Raw genomic sequence first — 13,913 nt, forward strand, 5'->3', positions numbered from 1 at the left:
TTATTTATTTTTAATCAACTTGAGCCTTACTTCTATCTTTCCATCTTTTTTAGATACGCCGAGAAATAGATTACCAGTTTCATTACACCATTTTTCTAACTCTTGTCCTACTGCTTTCCATGTAGTAATTATTACTAATTCCTCCTCCTCGCCTTTTTTTAGGGAAACCCACTCTTTTACTACATTAGTTAAAATAACTGGGCATATATCATTTGACTCGATAATTTTCATAGTGTAATCACCACATCTGATTCCTTTGCTTCCAATAGAAACGATATACTTCCTGATAATTTAACATTATCTAATAGATCTTCACTTTTAGCATCCACAAGCCTTAAGCCAGCCTCATCAACAAAGAATTCAACACCTTGATTTATTGCATCATCAATTAATTTTTCTGGATCTGGAATATTTAGCCTCCTCATTTGAAACTTAACGAAAAATCTGGCAATGAAAGGTAAACCTAATTTCCCTTTTCCTTTCCCTGATTTTGTGAAGAGAACTACAGCTTGTGATGTTACGAAAAACTTAACATCCCAGCCTAAAGCTCTTGCTCCTAAAGCTACTACCAGACCATGATAGAGTTTATCTAAACTATTATCCGCAAGTAAGATAGTAATCTTACTCATCAGTAATTTAAACTCCTGCAAAGATTATAAAAGTGTAAACAAAATGATGATAAGAGCGATAACAATTTTCGTCACTAACTACTCAAAAATTAATGATTACACGGAGAAATTAAGCAAATTAAATGATAACAATATATGGAGCAAGAGGATCTCACTACCACCTACACCTAGTGATTTAAGCTTGAGTAAGCTAATAGAACTATTACCTTCAAAACATAATGAAATTATATTTAGTCTAGTCAATCTCCAGGAAAAGGATAAGAGAGTAGGAGAAATTAAAGATATTTTAAAAACTGATAGCAGAATTTACGCTCATGTATTAGTAAGAACAACAGATAATCTAAAAGATCTAGCAAAACTCAATATTAGTCTAGAGCCAGAGGAAGCGTCAAGGTTTGCCTTATTATTTAACCAAGATTTTCTATTAACCCCCTATTTTCCTACATCATCTGCAAATACTATTTATGATTCTTTTGGAATATCTTTATTATATGTTGATGAATTTAAACAAGGAAAGATAAATGAGGCCTTCTCAAAAGCAGACGTAATAGGGAGACAATTAGAGAAGATATTAGGTATAAAATACCTAGGAATTGATGCATCATTATCGCCATGGATGGAAAGTAGTGTAGGAGAAATTATAGAAAATAGAAGTAGAAAAATGTTTGATATCTCCAATTTGTCAACAATAGCCGAAATTAATAGGGAGATATTTGAGGGGATTTGGAGAAATAGAGTAAATCCCATAGGTTTTTCAGAATTAATGTTACCAGTTGCAGAGGATAATCTTCTAAGGGAGAGAGTTAAAGAAGGAAGCCTAACTTTAAAGGACTTGTTATTAATGAGTTATGTTTGTGTTGCAGGTATTGATATGGTTGGTATATATTCAGATTTAGTTACATATGAAAATATATTAAAATCCATTTACTATATTCAATATACAAAACGAAAACCCTACGGTGTAAGGGTGATACCAACTAATGGAAGCCCAGTATTAACCAAGATGTTTGGAGAAATACCCGAGGTAAAAATAGTATAGTATAGTATAAAACTACTTTTATAAACTTTGAACTATATGATACAAGTGGAGGTAGTATTTAATGGAAGTTAGGAGAGTTCAAAAGTTCGGTAAATCCACACTTATGGTTTCTTTACCTGCAGAGTGGGTTAAAGAAGTGTCACTGAGTCCAGGTGAAAGTGTATATCTAGAAGTTGATGAGGATGGTAGTCTAAAAGTATATCCCCCGAATCTAAAGGCAGAAAGTAAGGTAAAGGAGATGAAAATAAGTATACAAAGTGATAGTGTACAAGGTGAATTAGTAAGCAGAGTAATATACTCATTATACATTCTAGGCTATGATAGAATAGATCTTGAAAGTAAAAGTGGAATGTTTACTGAGGATATACTGAGGAAAGTTAAAGATACGATAAGGAACTTAATTGGATTAGAAATTGTATCGCAAACAACGGATACGATACAAATACAATCTTTCCTTGATCCTACAAAGTATACTATGAACAATTTGATTAATAGATTATCAAATTCAATAAAACAAATGCTTCACTACTTAGATCTTGGAATTAAAGAATCAAGTAGAACTTTCTTACAAGAAGTAATAGAATTAGAAAGGGAAGTAGATAGATTATATTATCTAGCTTTAAGACAATTACTATTAGCTCAAATGAATAGGAGCTTGGCCTATATGATAGGAGTTAAAAGAATACAGATAGTAGGAAACAGAATTTTAATAAAGGCAATAGAGGAAGCTGCAGATGAGATAAGTGAGATAGCGTTAGATCTGTTATCATTACATCCATCAGATCTTGAGGAAATGAAAAGACTATGGAATAAGATAAACATGTATATAGAGCAAACTTCTTCCGTAATAGACCATGCAGTAAAAGTTCTGGCAAAAGAGGATACCATATTAATAAATGAAGTAATGGAAGAATTAAGAACACTAAGAAGAGTGTTAATAACTGAAGCTATAATATCAGAGGAAATGCTAAAAGAGGTCAAATCTCCTAGCTTGATTGCCGTATTACGAGCACTTAACTTAAGGCTATATAATGCAATAAGAAGAATGGAGCCCATAACTGAAATAGCATTCAATAGAAGTATAGAAAATCAAAAAGAAATTATAATAACCGGCTAGCTACGTTGCAATTCAGTCAACTGATTAATCACGTATTCCCTTATTTCTTTTGGAGAAGGTAAAGGCTTTATAATCTTCCCATTTTCAATATATTTTTGAAGCAAAGGCTTACAATCTGAAGAAGGAGGATTTTGATCCATAAGGATAATAATATCATTTAACTTCCCGCATCTATACACTTGCTTAGCTCCGGGCCATTTGCCTCTCTTTGTGAAAGGAACCCATTTACCATCGACAAACTTTTCTACTATATCAGCGCTGAAATCAACACTTGGAGGAAATGCTATACTAGTTCCAACTCCAAACCCATCAACAATATCTCGAAGATTAATTATATCGTCCTCATCTATTCCTCCACTTGCAAATATCTTAACGTGCTCATAACCGTGTATCTTTAACGTCCATCTAACCTCTTGAATAATTTTTCTAAAATTGCCTCTTCTACTTGACGGCGTATCTAACCTTACAGCATACAATTTATTGCCGAGCAAAGTAGCAGCCTTTAAGGCCTCAGTTCTCTCATCCTCAAATGTATCAACTAACGCTATTCTAGGAACCTCAGGACCCATGGCCTCATCAAAAGCCTTCCAAGCTTTCACATTATCGCCTACAACAAGCATTAATGCGTGAGGCATAGTGCCTGAAGGGTCAACTCCTAGATATTCCTTGCTCATAGCACCGGAAACCCCGTCCACACCGCCTATATAAGCTGCCCTATCTGCCATAGGAGCTAATGCAGGGTGAAGTGATCTTAAACCAAAGAAAAATAGCGTTTTATCCATTGCAAGATATTTAAGTCTAGCCGCCTTAGTAGATATACTAGAATAGTGCCTTAATATTCCTAGAAATGCAGTCTCGTAAATACCAAAATCTAAATAATTGCCCTCTATTATCATTACCGGCTCTATTTCTTTAAATAAAGTACCTTCTGGCATCGCGTAAACATTAACTGGTACACCTTCCAATAGATGAAGTACTTCTTCTAAACCAGTAAAAACAGCCCATTCATAACCTTTAGGTAACCCATAAGAATGCACTTCCATCCTTACTTTAGCTTCTTTAACTCCGAGATGCTCTAGCGTCTTTAACGTTCTTTCAAAATAAATATCAGTGACTTTACCTTCCTTAATCTGCTTAAAATCGGCTATATAAAATTCCATTCAAGGTCATATGTTATTAAAAAGGATAAATTTTAAACCTTATATACTACGAATTTAGTGGAGTCTTATAATGATAACAGCTGAAATGGTACCTCCGGACCTTTTAATAAAACGACTAGCAATATATCTTAAGGAGAATGTGAAGACTGTAAATCCACCAGAGTGGGCATTATTAGCTAAGACAGCTAACTTTAAGGAAAGAGTACCAGATAACTCAGAGGATTGGTGGTATATAAGAGCCGCATCATTATTAAGAAAACTTTACATTAACTCGATTATTGGAATAGAAAAAACAAGAACAATATATGGCGGACGCAAAAGAAGGGGAACTAGACCAGAAAAATTTGTAAAAGCACCTGGCCATGCAAATAGATTAATATTTCAACAATTAGAAAAAGCTGGACTAGTCCAAAAAGTAAAGAATAAGGGAAGATCTTTAAGTCCTAAGGGAAGGTCATTATTAGATAAATTAGCATTAGAAATCTTTAAAGAGCTGGCCGAGAATAATACTTCTTTGAAAGTATACTTAGAATAAGGGGTGAAAAACATGTCAGCTTCCAATTCATATGATGATGAGGAATTAGAAGAATTATTAAGAAGAAAAGCGGCACAAGAGCAAAAAAGATTAGAAGAAGAGAGAAAGAGAAAAGCTGAACTAGAGTCACAAAAAGAAGCAATATTAAGAGTCATATTAACACCTGAGGCACGACAGAGACTAACAAATATAAAATTAGTTAAGCCTGAATTTGCTGAGTCCTTAGAAAATCAATTAATAGCACTAGCACAATCAGGGAGAATAAAAGTACCAATAACAGATGAGGAATTGAAGCAAATATTAGAACAGATTTCACAACAGAACAGACGTGATTTCAAAATACAAATAAGAGAGAGAGGATGGAAATGAGTAGAAACAAACCAGTAGCTAAGAAATTTAGATTAGCTAAAGCATTAAAAGCGAACTCCCCAATACCAATATGGATAGTGTTAAAGACCCGTGGAAGAATCAGATATAATCCCTTAAGAAGGAATTGGAGGAGAAACGATCTAAAGGTGTAAAAAATGAAAGAGAAGGATAATTTTGAAATGGTAATTAATCTAAGAAAAATAAAAACTGGAAAAAGGACTAAAAGAAGTAAGAGAGCAGTGAAATTCGTAAGAAAAATTGTGGCAAGGCACTTTAACGCGGATAAGGTGGTAATAGATCCATTATTAGCTAAATCAATATCTAAGAACGGAAACGATAAGATAGTCAGTAAAGTTAGAGTAGTAGTCAGTAAGATAGGAGAAAAAATATATCTTGTAAGACTCGCTATAAAAAGTAGATGAATCTGCAAAGGTTATCAATTTTTGGAACAGATAATATAGGAGTCTATATTTATACTAATAATAAATATACGATAGTACCAAGAGGATTAGACACTGAAACAAAAGAAAATATTGCCCAAATATTGGGAACAGAGTTAATAGAAGCGGAAATATCCAGAAGTTTTCTTTTAGGTATTTTTATAAGTGGTAATGATAATGGCATTCTTTTACCTAAATCCACAATTGATGATGAATTCAGATTTCTGAAGGAGAATCTCAAGGATTGCAGAGTTGAGATCCTTAATTCAAAAGTAACTGCGTTGGGAAACACAATACTCACAAACAATAAGGCAGCATTAATTTATCCAGAATTCAACGATATTGAAGAAAAAATGATAAAAGAGACCTTAGGCGTTGAAGAGATAAGACGTGGAAAAATAGCCCAAATGATAACCGTAGGTTCTGTAGGAGTCGTAACAAATAAAGGCGGACTAGTACACGTAGATACAAGTGAGAAAGAACTAAAAGAGTTAGAAAAATTATTCGGCGTAAAGATAGATATAGGTACAGTAAATTTTGGAAGTGTTTTCATCAAAAGTGGACTAGTTGCAAACGATAAAGGAACGTTAGTAGGAGCGTCAACGACGGGTCCAGAGATTTTAAGAATTCAAAAAGCATTAGGTGAATGAGATGAGTGAAATAAAGTTTTACCTTGTCAAAGGATCTGCCCTATTCGGAGAGTCCCACTATCCAGAAAGGAGAAAATTTGTAAAGATAGTTAGAGCATTGAATGAAAAACAAGCAATTGAGTACATTTATTCATATTTTGGTAGTAAAAATAAGATAAAACGATATAACATAAAGATAGAGCAAATAAGTGAAATAAAAGAAGAAGAAATTCCAGATAGAAGAATAAGAGAATTAGCTAAGATTGATAAAATTATAATATAATATGATGTGATGAAAGATGAGTCAAGGGCAAGGAGGTATTACGTTAGACGATCTGATAGCGCAAGCAGAGTACTTAAAGAAGTATATAGATTCATTACAGAGAACTCAATTAGAATTACTAGAATCAATAAATTCAATAGATTCAGCAAAACAAGCCATAGAGACAATAAAGAGCGGAAGCAAAGAAATGTTAGTCTTCATAGATAGGAAAGGATATCTTTTAGCTAAAGTAGGGGGTATAATAGGGGATAAGGTAACTGTACATCTAGGTTTATCTTACTACGCGGAAGTAGATCTAGATTCAGCTATAAAAATTCTTGATAAGAGAAAGGATGAGATGAATAAAGCCGCACAAAATCTGAATAATGAACTTCAAAAAGCTGCTAGTGCATACAATCAGATAGTTGACATATTAAACCAAATACAGCAGGCTGCAGCTAGGAGACAACAAGGTGAATAAGTTGTTTTGATAAAATAAAGAAAGCTTTTTCTAATTTTGTAGATAAATTAAAGGGAGAGCAAGAAGAAACAGAAAAGATTGAACAAAACATAACTACGCAGAGTATGAATAATACTCAACAGCAAACTAGTCATAACGTAACGTATCAATCACCAACTAGTGAAGTAAAGGAAAAGGATAGAGAAGAGGAAAAGAAGAGTGGCGGAAGTATCTTTGATGTTTTCAGATATAAGGAAATTAAAGAGAAGGATATTGAGGATCTAATAGAGGAATTAAGGTATCAGTTACTTGAAAGCGATGTTTCTTTTGAAGTTACTGAAAAAATTCTTGAAGACTTAAAAGAAAACTTAGTGGGTAAAAAGGTAAAGCGAAGCGAGGATCTTGAGAAAATAGTAAAAGATTCTTTAAAAAAATCCATCACTGAAATAATTACAAAGAACAAACCAGTAAATATACTAGAAGAAATAAAAAAATCGCCAAAACCTTATATAATAATTTTTTTCGGAATAAATGGAGTAGGTAAAACTACAACTATTGCCAAGTTTGCATTTATGCTTAAAAAAAATAGTTTATCGTGTATCATTTCGGCTTCAGATACGTTTAGAGCTGCCGCACAAGAACAATTAGAGATCCATGCAAGAAACCTGGAAATACCTTTAGTTAAAGGCAAATATGGGAGCGATCCTGCATCAGTTGCTTTTGACGCTATACGCGCGGCTAAAAGCAGAGGAATAGATGTCGTATTAATCGATACTGCAGGAAGAATGCACACAGATACTGATTTAGTAAATGAACTAAAGAGAATTGTTAACATTACCAGACCGAATCTGAAAATATTGGTTTTAGACTCTTTAGGTGGTAACGACGCGTTGGAACAAGCTAAATATTTCGAAAATAATGTTGGGTTTGATCTAGTAATACTAACTAAAGTTGATGCAGATGTAAAAGGTGGTGTAATATTATCGTTAGCATATGAATTGAATAAGCCCGTTGGATATTTAGGAGTGGGTCAAACTTATGATGATTTAATTCCGTTTAATGCCGAATGGTTCATTCAGAGATTATTCAGTTAACTTAAATACCTTGAATCGATTATAAATTACTGTGAGTTCAAATAAGCTAATTAACTGGTTCAGAAGGCTAAGGGAGGATTGGAATAGAATAATTACAGTAGCTAGGAAACCCGATAGGAACTTTTTCTCACTTAACCTTAAGGTTACTTTATTAGTATTAGTCGTAGTAGGTATATTAGCTTACATAATTCAACTTGCACTTACATTAATTGGGGTGTAACTTTGTGGAAAAACCAAATATGAGAAATTATTACGCTGTAAAAGTTGTTGGAGGGCAAGAAATAAATGTAGCTTTGATGTTAGAAGAGAGAATAAAGACTAATAATATTAAAGGAATATATGCGATAATTGTCCCACCCAATTTAAAAGGGTATATAGTTCTAGAGGCAGAGGGTTTACATATAGTTAAACCATTAATTGCTGGTCTAAGAAATGCAAGAGGACTTGCACAAGGTTTACTACCTAGAGATGAGATACTAAAAATTGTATCTAAGAAAACAATAGGCCCAACGGTAAAACCTGGGGATGTAGTAGAAGTAATTTCTGGTCCTTTTAGGGGTACTCAGGCTCAAGTGATAAGAGTCGAAGAAGCCAAAGGAGAGGTAGTGTTAAATATTTTAGAATCAGCATTTCCATTACAGGTTACAGTTCCGTTAGATCAAATTAAGGTGTCTAAAAGGTGAACTAAATGCCCACAAAATCAATAAAAATAATGGTAGAAGGAGGTAACGTTAAACCAGGTCCGCCATTAGCACCAACACTTTCGCAGTTAGGATTAAATGTAGGGGAAGTTGTCAAGAAATTAAATGAAGCTACCAGTAGTTTTAAAGGAATGTCAGTCCCAGTAACAATAGAGGTAGATAGTAATACTAAAAAATATGAGATAAAAGTTGGGATACCTACTACAACTGCATTACTATTAAAAGAAGCTGGAGCTAGTGAACCATCTGGAGATCCAGCACACAAAAAGATAGGTAATTTATCATTGGAACAAGTAATTAAAGTCGCAATTATGAAAAAACCCGGATTAACTACAAAATCATTAAAGGCCGCAGTTAAGAGTATACTAGGTACAGCTAAATCTATTGGACTATCTGTAGAAAATAAAGACCCTAAAGAACTAGTAAAGGAAATAGAAGAAGGTAAATATGATGATTTATTAGCAAAATATGAGAATGAATGGAATGAGGTGAAAGAGTAAAATGCCAATCGTTGATAGAAGTAATATTGAAGCTTCCCTCAAACTAGCATTATCTTCAGAAAACAACCCCAAGAGAAACTTCGTCCAAAGCGTAGAAATAATAGTAACATTTAAAGAAGTAGATATGAAAAAGGGTGACTTAAAGTTAAGAGAAATAGTGGTATTACCTAAACCACCAGAAAAATCAAAGAAAGTTTTAGTAGTTCCGACTATTCAGCAGTTAGAATACGCAAAAAAAGCCGAACCTAATATCATTTTAACTAAAGAAGAATTACAAAAACTTCAAGGAAATAAGAGGGCAATTAAAAAATTAGCTCGTCAAAATGATTGGTTTCTAATAGCTCCAGATTCAATGACTTTGATAGGTAGAATATTAGGCCCAGCTTTAGGTCCTAGAGGAAAATTTCCAACACCACTACCAAACACCGCAGATATATCAGAATATATAATAAGGTTTAAAAGATCAACCCTAGTTAAAACTAAAGATCAACCGCAGACACAAGCATTTATAGGCACTGAGAATCAACAAATTACAGATTTAGCTGAAAATGCTTTAGCAGTGTTAAACGTAATAGAATCTAAAGGATATGCCCAAAAGATAAGGAATATATATGTCAAAACTACTATGGGTAAGGTAGTAAAAGTAGAGTTAAGGTGAAAAGATTGGCCCTAGCCTTAAAACAGAGAAAAGTCGCCAGTTGGAAGCTTGAAGAAGTCCAAGAATTAACCGAGCTTATTAAAAATAGTAATACTATACTGATTGGAAGTCTAGAAGGTTTTCCCGCAGATAAATTACACGAAATTAGGAAGAAATTAAGGGGAAAAGCTACAATAAAAGTAACTAAAAACACATTATTCAAGATTGCTGCTAAAAATGCTGGTATAAATATAGAAAAACTTGAAGAATATTTAACTGGTCCTAATGTATTTATATTTACTAAAGATAATCCATTCTTAACTAGCATGTTCTTTGAAAATTATAAACTAAGAAGGTATGCCATGCCAGGAGATAAGGCTGAAGAAGAGGTTGTAATTCCTGCTGGAGATACAGGGATGCCTGCAGGGCCAATATTAAGCGTATTTGGAAAGTTAAAGGTACAAACGAAAGTACAAGACGGTAAGGTACACGTAGTAAAAGATACTGTAATAGCAAAACCCGGTGATGTAATTCCGACAGAAGCTTTACCTATTTTACAGAAACTTGGAATAATGCCAGTGTACGTTAAATTAAAAATAAAAGTAGCATATCATGAAGGTTTAATAATTCCCGCAGAAAATCTAAAACTTGATTTAGAAAGTTATAAGAGTAATATAGCTGAAGCTTATAGGAACGCATTTACTCTCGCTATAGAGATAGCGTATCCAATTCCTGACGTATTAAAGTTTACAATAAGCAAAGTATTTAAGAATGCAATTGCGCTAGCATCTGAGATAGGATACCTCACGCCAGAATCAGCCCAGGCAGTAATATCTAAAGCTGTTGCTAAAGCATATGCATTAGCTACAGCAATTAGTGGAAAAGTAGATTTAGGATTACAATTACCTACAGTACAACAGAACCAAACCCAGCAACCTGCAGCAGAGGAGAAGAAAGAAGAAAAGAAAGAAGAAGAAAAGAAAGGACCAAGCGAAGAAGAAATTGGAAGTGGACTTGCATCCTTATTTGGATGATAAAAATTTATATAACCTAAGACAAAAATGTGGAGTGTGAATAAGAATGGAGTACATATATGCGAGTCTCCTATTACATTCAGCTAAGAAGGAAATAAACGAAGATGCCTTAAAGAATGTACTAACTGCAGCTGGAATAACCGTAGATGAGGTAAGATTAAAAGCTGTAGTAGCTGCGTTAAAAGAAGTGAACATAGATGAAGTACTAAAGAATGCAGCAGCCATGCCAGTAGCAGTAGCAGCTCAACCACAAGCAGCTCAAGCACAACCTGCAGCAGAGGAGAAGAAAGAAGAAAAGAAAGAAGAAGAAAAGAAAGGACCAAGCGAAGAAGAAATTGCAAGCGGGTTAGCTTCGTTATTCGGTTAAAGCTTTAGTAAATAATAACAAGCAATCTTTTAATGTAAAAAATATTAATTTAACGCTTTTTAAAGTGATAGTTAAACGTTAGATTTATTTTTATTATGTAAAATAATGATTTCAAGTTAATTTCAGTTGAAGAAAAATCTTAAATAATCAAATTATAATGAATATTCTTGCTAGAATCTTATCACGGGAGGAGTCAGTTTTTAAGCTTTAGATACTTTTCTTTTTAGTGTATGAAAGCTAGTGAAGAGGAGTACAGACTAAATTTCTTTATCAAGAATGATTTCAAGCGAAAAATATGCAAATCATGCAAAACACCATTTTGGACTAGGAATGAAAAGAAAGAATATTGTTCAGATATACCTTGTACTGACTACTACTTTTTTGACATAAATATAAAAAGCCCACCATTGACTGTTAAGGAAGCTAGAGAGAAATTTCTCTCATTCTTTGAAAAGAGGGGACATACACGAATACCTCCTAAACCAGTTTTAGCTAGATGGAGAGAAGACTTATATCTAACAATAGCAAGCATAGTTGATTTTCAGCCCCATGTAACTAGTGGCTTAGTTCCTCCACCCGCAAATCCACTGGTAGTTTCACAGCCTTCAATAAGATTAGAGGATATAGACAACGTTGGAATAACCTTTGGAAGGCATTTAACTACTTTCGAAATGGCCGCACATCATGCGTTCAACTATCCAGACCATTATGTATATTGGAAGGATGAAACAGCTGCATATGCTACAGAATTCTTCACAAAAGAGTTAGGAATACCAGAAGAGGAGTTAAACTTTAAAGAGTCATGGTGGGAAGGTGGAGGTAATGCTGGACCTTGCTTAGAAGTTACAGTAGGTGGATTAGAACTAGCTACATTAGTATTTATGCAATATAAGATCACAGATAACGGTGAATATACTCCACTCAAATTAAAAATTGTAGATACAGGTTATGGTGTAGAAAGAATTTCATGGATAACACAAAAGACTCCATCCGCATTTCACGCAATATATGGTAATTTAGTATACAAATTCTTTAACAAAATTGGCGTAGCTTATATAGATGAGACACTTCTAAAAGTTGCATCTAGATTTGCGGGCAAGATAGACCCAGATAACCCTGAAACTATAAAGATTCATAGGCAAATGGTTAGCAATGAATTAGGAATTGATATTAAAACCGTTAAAGAAGAATTAGATAAGGCGGCTAAGGTATTTCAGATCTTAGACCATACGAAAACAATAATGCTAATGCTGGCTGATGGTCTCGTTCCTTCCAACTCTGGAGAAGGATATCTTGGTAGGCTCGTCATCAGAAGAGCCTTAAGAGTACTGAGATTACTCAAATCAGATGTGAGACTCTATGAACTAGTAAAAGAACAAATAGACTTCTGGAAAGAGGACTTCCCCCAAGTATTAAAGAATAAAGATTACGTATTAGACGCAATAGAATTAGAACAACAAAGATTTGAGAAGATTTTAGAAAAAGTTCCATCTATAGCCTCAACTTTAGCTAGAAAGAGTGAAATAACAACAGAAGATTTAATACAGGTTTATGATTCTAATGGCGTTCCCCCAGATCTACTAGAAGAAGAATTAAAGAAAAAAAAGAATGTGAAATTTGAACTACCTCGTAATTTTTACGCATTGGTAGCTAAGAGACATCAAACCTCGACAATCAAAAACCCGTATGATAAAGTTAAATTACCTAAGGATTTATTGGAATATGTAGGTGCATTACAGCCAACGGAAAAATTATACTATAAAGACCAGTATATGAGATCTTTCGAAGGAAAAGTGTTAGGAGTCTATAAAAACTACTTGATTTTAGATAAGACTGCATTCTATCCGGAGGGAGGAGGCCAATTAGGTGACACTGGCATTATCATTGATGAAAAAGGTGATAAAAGATACGAAGTTGTAGACACGCAAAAAGTAAACGATGTAATAGTCCATATACTAAAGGAGGAGCCGTTAACAATAAAAGTTGGAGATAATGTAAGAGGGGAGATTAATTGGGAAAGAAGATATCGTTTAATGAGACATCACACAGTAACACACGTAATACTTGCTGCGGCTAAAAAAGTATTAGGTGAGCATGTATGGCAAGCTGGTGCTGAAAAAACACCAGAAAAGGGAAGACTAGATATCACTCATCATAAGACTTTAACTGAGGAAGAGGTTAAGCTGATAGAGAACTACGCAAATAATGTGATATCTGATAGAAGACCAGTTAAGCCTTTAGAAATGAACAGAATGGAAGCTGAGATGAAATATGGAGTATCCATATATGAGGGTGGAGTACCAAATTCGGCAACAATCAGGTTATTGGAGATAAAGGATTGGGATATAGAAAGTTGTGGAGGAACTCATGTGAGTAATACTAGTGAGATAGGAGCTGTGAAGATAATTAACGTAGAGAGAATACAAGATGGTGTAATAAGGCTTGAATACGTTGCGGGACCAGCACTAGTAGACTATATTAGGGAAGCTGAAGCAAAAATTTCTGAAGCCTCAAAAATAATAGGTGCTTCTCCAGATCAACTAACCAGCAGATTAAAAAGAATACTTAGTGAAATTGAGGAGAAAAATAATTTAATAATCCAATATAGAAAAATAATTGAAACTGAACTACTAAATAATCTGAAGCCCTACGAAATTAACGGTAATAAAATATACATCATAGAGGGATTAAGTGACGAGGAGGAAAATAAGGAGATATTAAGAAAATTGACTTCCGCAGATAATGTTATTGCGATATCAATTTCCGATAATAGATTACAGATTGCCACATCTAAAAATATGAGAGTAGATAAAATAGTAGAAGAATTTCTAAAGGCTGGAGGAAAAGGAGGAGGAAAAGGGACCTTTGCAAACATAATCCTAAGTAGTAAAAAGAGTAAAGAAGAAATAATAGAGGTAGTGAGAAAATCTCTTTAAGAGA

20 protein-coding genes are annotated in these 13,913 nt (G+C 33.9%); 17 read left to right on the forward strand and 3 right to left on the reverse strand.

All coding sequences use genetic code 11. The features are described from left to right. Both GFS03_RS09800 and GFS03_RS09805 read right to left on the reverse strand, forming a co-directional pair. Entirely contained in the window at positions 1 to 231 is a 231-nt protein-coding gene (locus tag GFS03_RS09800) for a sulfurtransferase TusA family protein (protein WP_153423882.1), read from the reverse strand. Continuing rightward, complete coding sequence (locus tag GFS03_RS09805; protein ID WP_153423885.1) at positions 228 to 629, reverse strand: DsrE/DsrF/DrsH-like family protein; 402 nt, start codon at positions 627 to 629, stop codon at positions 228 to 230. Before GFS03_RS09805 ends, GFS03_RS09800 begins: the two co-directional genes overlap by 4 nt. A 43-nt stretch (positions 630 to 672) precedes the next feature. On the opposite strand from GFS03_RS09805, the gene GFS03_RS09810 reads away from it, so the two are divergent. Both GFS03_RS09810 and GFS03_RS09815 read left to right on the forward strand, forming a co-directional pair. After that, positions 673 to 1,668 carry a DUF711 family protein gene (locus GFS03_RS09810; RefSeq protein WP_153423887.1) on the forward strand — a complete coding sequence of 332 codons (996 nt, stop codon included), beginning with the start codon at positions 673 to 675 and terminating at the stop codon, positions 1,666 to 1,668. A 61-nt stretch (positions 1,669 to 1,729) separates the two neighbouring features. Then, positions 1,730 to 2,785 (forward strand): phosphate signaling complex PhoU family protein, encoded by a 1,056-nt coding sequence (locus GFS03_RS09815; protein ID WP_153423888.1) that lies wholly within the window; start codon positions 1,730 to 1,732, stop codon positions 2,783 to 2,785. Here GFS03_RS09815 and GFS03_RS09820 read toward each other — a convergent pair. Next, complete coding sequence (locus GFS03_RS09820; RefSeq protein WP_153423890.1) at positions 2,782 to 3,945, reverse strand: nicotinate phosphoribosyltransferase; 1,164 nt, start codon at positions 3,943 to 3,945, stop codon at positions 2,782 to 2,784. The two genes, GFS03_RS09815 and GFS03_RS09820, sit on opposite strands and share 4 nt — an antisense overlap. 70 nt (positions 3,946 to 4,015) lie before the next feature. Here GFS03_RS09820 and GFS03_RS09825 point away from each other — a divergent pair, with 70 nt between their 5' ends. The 15 genes from GFS03_RS09825 (at position 4,016) to alaS (ending at position 13,909) form a co-directional block, all read left to right on the forward strand. Next, the gene (locus tag GFS03_RS09825; protein ID WP_153423892.1) at positions 4,016 to 4,480 is read left to right on the forward strand and encodes a 30S ribosomal protein S19e; all 465 of its coding nucleotides are present in this window, start codon (positions 4,016 to 4,018) and stop codon (positions 4,478 to 4,480) included. Positions 4,481 to 4,492: 12 nt separating this feature from the next. Then, the gene (locus GFS03_RS09830) at positions 4,493 to 4,849 is read left to right on the forward strand and encodes a DNA-binding protein (protein WP_153423894.1); all 357 of its coding nucleotides are present in this window, start codon (positions 4,493 to 4,495) and stop codon (positions 4,847 to 4,849) included. After that, complete coding sequence (locus GFS03_RS09835) at positions 4,846 to 5,001, forward strand: 50S ribosomal protein L39e (protein ID WP_153423895.1); 156 nt, start codon at positions 4,846 to 4,848, stop codon at positions 4,999 to 5,001. Before GFS03_RS09830 ends, GFS03_RS09835 begins: the two co-directional genes overlap by 4 nt. A gap of 3 nt (positions 5,002 to 5,004) precedes the next feature. Continuing rightward, a complete protein-coding gene (locus GFS03_RS09840; RefSeq protein WP_153423898.1) occupies positions 5,005 to 5,271 on the forward strand; it encodes a 50S ribosomal protein L31e in 267 nt (88 codons plus the stop codon). Next, entirely contained in the window at positions 5,268 to 5,939 is a 672-nt protein-coding gene (locus tag GFS03_RS09845) for a translation initiation factor IF-6 (RefSeq protein ID WP_153423899.1), read from the forward strand. The genes GFS03_RS09840 and GFS03_RS09845 overlap by 4 nt, the downstream gene beginning before the upstream one ends. Before the next feature lies 1 nt (position 5,940). Then, entirely contained in the window at positions 5,941 to 6,201 is a 261-nt protein-coding gene (gene rpl18a / locus GFS03_RS09850) for a 50S ribosomal protein L18Ae (RefSeq protein WP_153423901.1), read from the forward strand. Positions 6,202 to 6,217: 16 nt separating this feature from the next. Then, entirely contained in the window at positions 6,218 to 6,661 is a 444-nt protein-coding gene (pfdA, locus tag GFS03_RS09855; RefSeq protein ID WP_153423904.1) for a prefoldin subunit alpha, read from the forward strand. Positions 6,662 to 6,765: 104 nt separating this feature from the next. After that, positions 6,766 to 7,734, forward strand: a complete 969-nt coding sequence (gene ftsY, locus GFS03_RS09860) for a signal recognition particle-docking protein FtsY (protein ID WP_238699096.1) — start codon at positions 6,766 to 6,768, stop codon at positions 7,732 to 7,734. A 31-nt stretch (positions 7,735 to 7,765) separates the two neighbouring features. After that, complete coding sequence (locus tag GFS03_RS09865; protein ID WP_153423908.1) at positions 7,766 to 7,954, forward strand: protein translocase SEC61 complex subunit gamma; 189 nt, start codon at positions 7,766 to 7,768, stop codon at positions 7,952 to 7,954. Positions 7,955 to 7,958: 4 nt separating this feature from the next. After that, positions 7,959 to 8,417, forward strand: coding sequence for a transcription elongation factor Spt5 (locus GFS03_RS09870; protein ID WP_153423910.1), 459 nt, complete (start codon positions 7,959 to 7,961; stop codon positions 8,415 to 8,417). A gap of 5 nt (positions 8,418 to 8,422) precedes the next feature. Continuing rightward, entirely contained in the window at positions 8,423 to 8,935 is a 513-nt protein-coding gene (locus tag GFS03_RS09875; protein WP_153423912.1) for a 50S ribosomal protein L11, read from the forward strand. Between the two features lies 1 nt (position 8,936). Continuing rightward, the gene (locus GFS03_RS09880) at positions 8,937 to 9,593 is read left to right on the forward strand and encodes a 50S ribosomal protein L1 (RefSeq protein ID WP_153423914.1); all 657 of its coding nucleotides are present in this window, start codon (positions 8,937 to 8,939) and stop codon (positions 9,591 to 9,593) included. After that, entirely contained in the window at positions 9,590 to 10,606 is a 1,017-nt protein-coding gene (locus GFS03_RS09885; RefSeq protein ID WP_153423916.1) for a 50S ribosomal protein L10, read from the forward strand. Before GFS03_RS09880 ends, GFS03_RS09885 begins: the two co-directional genes overlap by 4 nt. 46 nt (positions 10,607 to 10,652) lie before the next feature. Continuing rightward, complete coding sequence (rpl12p, locus tag GFS03_RS09890; protein WP_153423918.1) at positions 10,653 to 10,973, forward strand: 50S ribosomal protein P1; 321 nt, start codon at positions 10,653 to 10,655, stop codon at positions 10,971 to 10,973. A gap of 230 nt (positions 10,974 to 11,203) precedes the next feature. Further along, positions 11,204 to 13,909 (forward strand): alanine--tRNA ligase, encoded by a 2,706-nt coding sequence (gene alaS / locus GFS03_RS09895; protein WP_153423920.1) that lies wholly within the window; start codon positions 11,204 to 11,206, stop codon positions 13,907 to 13,909. Positions 13,910 to 13,913 lie beyond the last annotated feature (4 nt).

The sequence above is a fragment of the Sulfolobus sp. E5-1-F genome (assembly GCF_009601705.1).
Taxonomy (GTDB): domain Archaea; phylum Thermoproteota; class Thermoprotei_A; order Sulfolobales; family Sulfolobaceae; genus Saccharolobus.

What these genes read in the sequence shown, in the direction of transcription:
- GFS03_RS09800 (WP_153423882.1), bottom strand. Translation starts at nt 231, where the DNA reads ATGAAAATTATCGAGTCAAATGATATATGCCCAGTTATTTTAACTAAT.
- GFS03_RS09805 (WP_153423885.1), bottom strand. Translation starts at nt 629, where the DNA reads ATGAGTAAGATTACTATCTTACTTGCGGATAATAGTTTAGATAAACTC.
- GFS03_RS09810 (WP_153423887.1), top strand. Translation starts at nt 673, where the DNA reads ATGATGATAAGAGCGATAACAATTTTCGTCACTAACTACTCAAAAATT.
- GFS03_RS09815 (WP_153423888.1), top strand. Translation starts at nt 1,730, where the DNA reads ATGGAAGTTAGGAGAGTTCAAAAGTTCGGTAAATCCACACTTATGGTT.
- GFS03_RS09820 (WP_153423890.1), bottom strand. Translation starts at nt 3,945, where the DNA reads ATGGAATTTTATATAGCCGATTTTAAGCAGATTAAGGAAGGTAAAGTC.
- GFS03_RS09825 (WP_153423892.1), top strand. Translation starts at nt 4,016, where the DNA reads ATGATAACAGCTGAAATGGTACCTCCGGACCTTTTAATAAAACGACTA.
- GFS03_RS09830 (WP_153423894.1), top strand. Translation starts at nt 4,493, where the DNA reads ATGTCAGCTTCCAATTCATATGATGATGAGGAATTAGAAGAATTATTA.
- GFS03_RS09835 (WP_153423895.1), top strand. Translation starts at nt 4,846, where the DNA reads ATGAGTAGAAACAAACCAGTAGCTAAGAAATTTAGATTAGCTAAAGCA.
- GFS03_RS09840 (WP_153423898.1), top strand. Translation starts at nt 5,005, where the DNA reads ATGAAAGAGAAGGATAATTTTGAAATGGTAATTAATCTAAGAAAAATA.
- GFS03_RS09845 (WP_153423899.1), top strand. Translation starts at nt 5,268, where the DNA reads ATGAATCTGCAAAGGTTATCAATTTTTGGAACAGATAATATAGGAGTC.
- rpl18a (WP_153423901.1), top strand. Translation starts at nt 5,941, where the DNA reads ATGAGTGAAATAAAGTTTTACCTTGTCAAAGGATCTGCCCTATTCGGA.
- pfdA (WP_153423904.1), top strand. Translation starts at nt 6,218, where the DNA reads ATGAGTCAAGGGCAAGGAGGTATTACGTTAGACGATCTGATAGCGCAA.
- ftsY (WP_238699096.1), top strand. Translation starts at nt 6,766, where the DNA reads ATGAATAATACTCAACAGCAAACTAGTCATAACGTAACGTATCAATCA.
- GFS03_RS09875 (WP_153423912.1), top strand. Translation starts at nt 8,423, where the DNA reads ATGCCCACAAAATCAATAAAAATAATGGTAGAAGGAGGTAACGTTAAA.
- GFS03_RS09880 (WP_153423914.1), top strand. Translation starts at nt 8,937, where the DNA reads ATGCCAATCGTTGATAGAAGTAATATTGAAGCTTCCCTCAAACTAGCA.
- rpl12p (WP_153423918.1), top strand. Translation starts at nt 10,653, where the DNA reads ATGGAGTACATATATGCGAGTCTCCTATTACATTCAGCTAAGAAGGAA.
- alaS (WP_153423920.1), top strand. Translation starts at nt 11,204, where the DNA reads ATGAAAGCTAGTGAAGAGGAGTACAGACTAAATTTCTTTATCAAGAAT.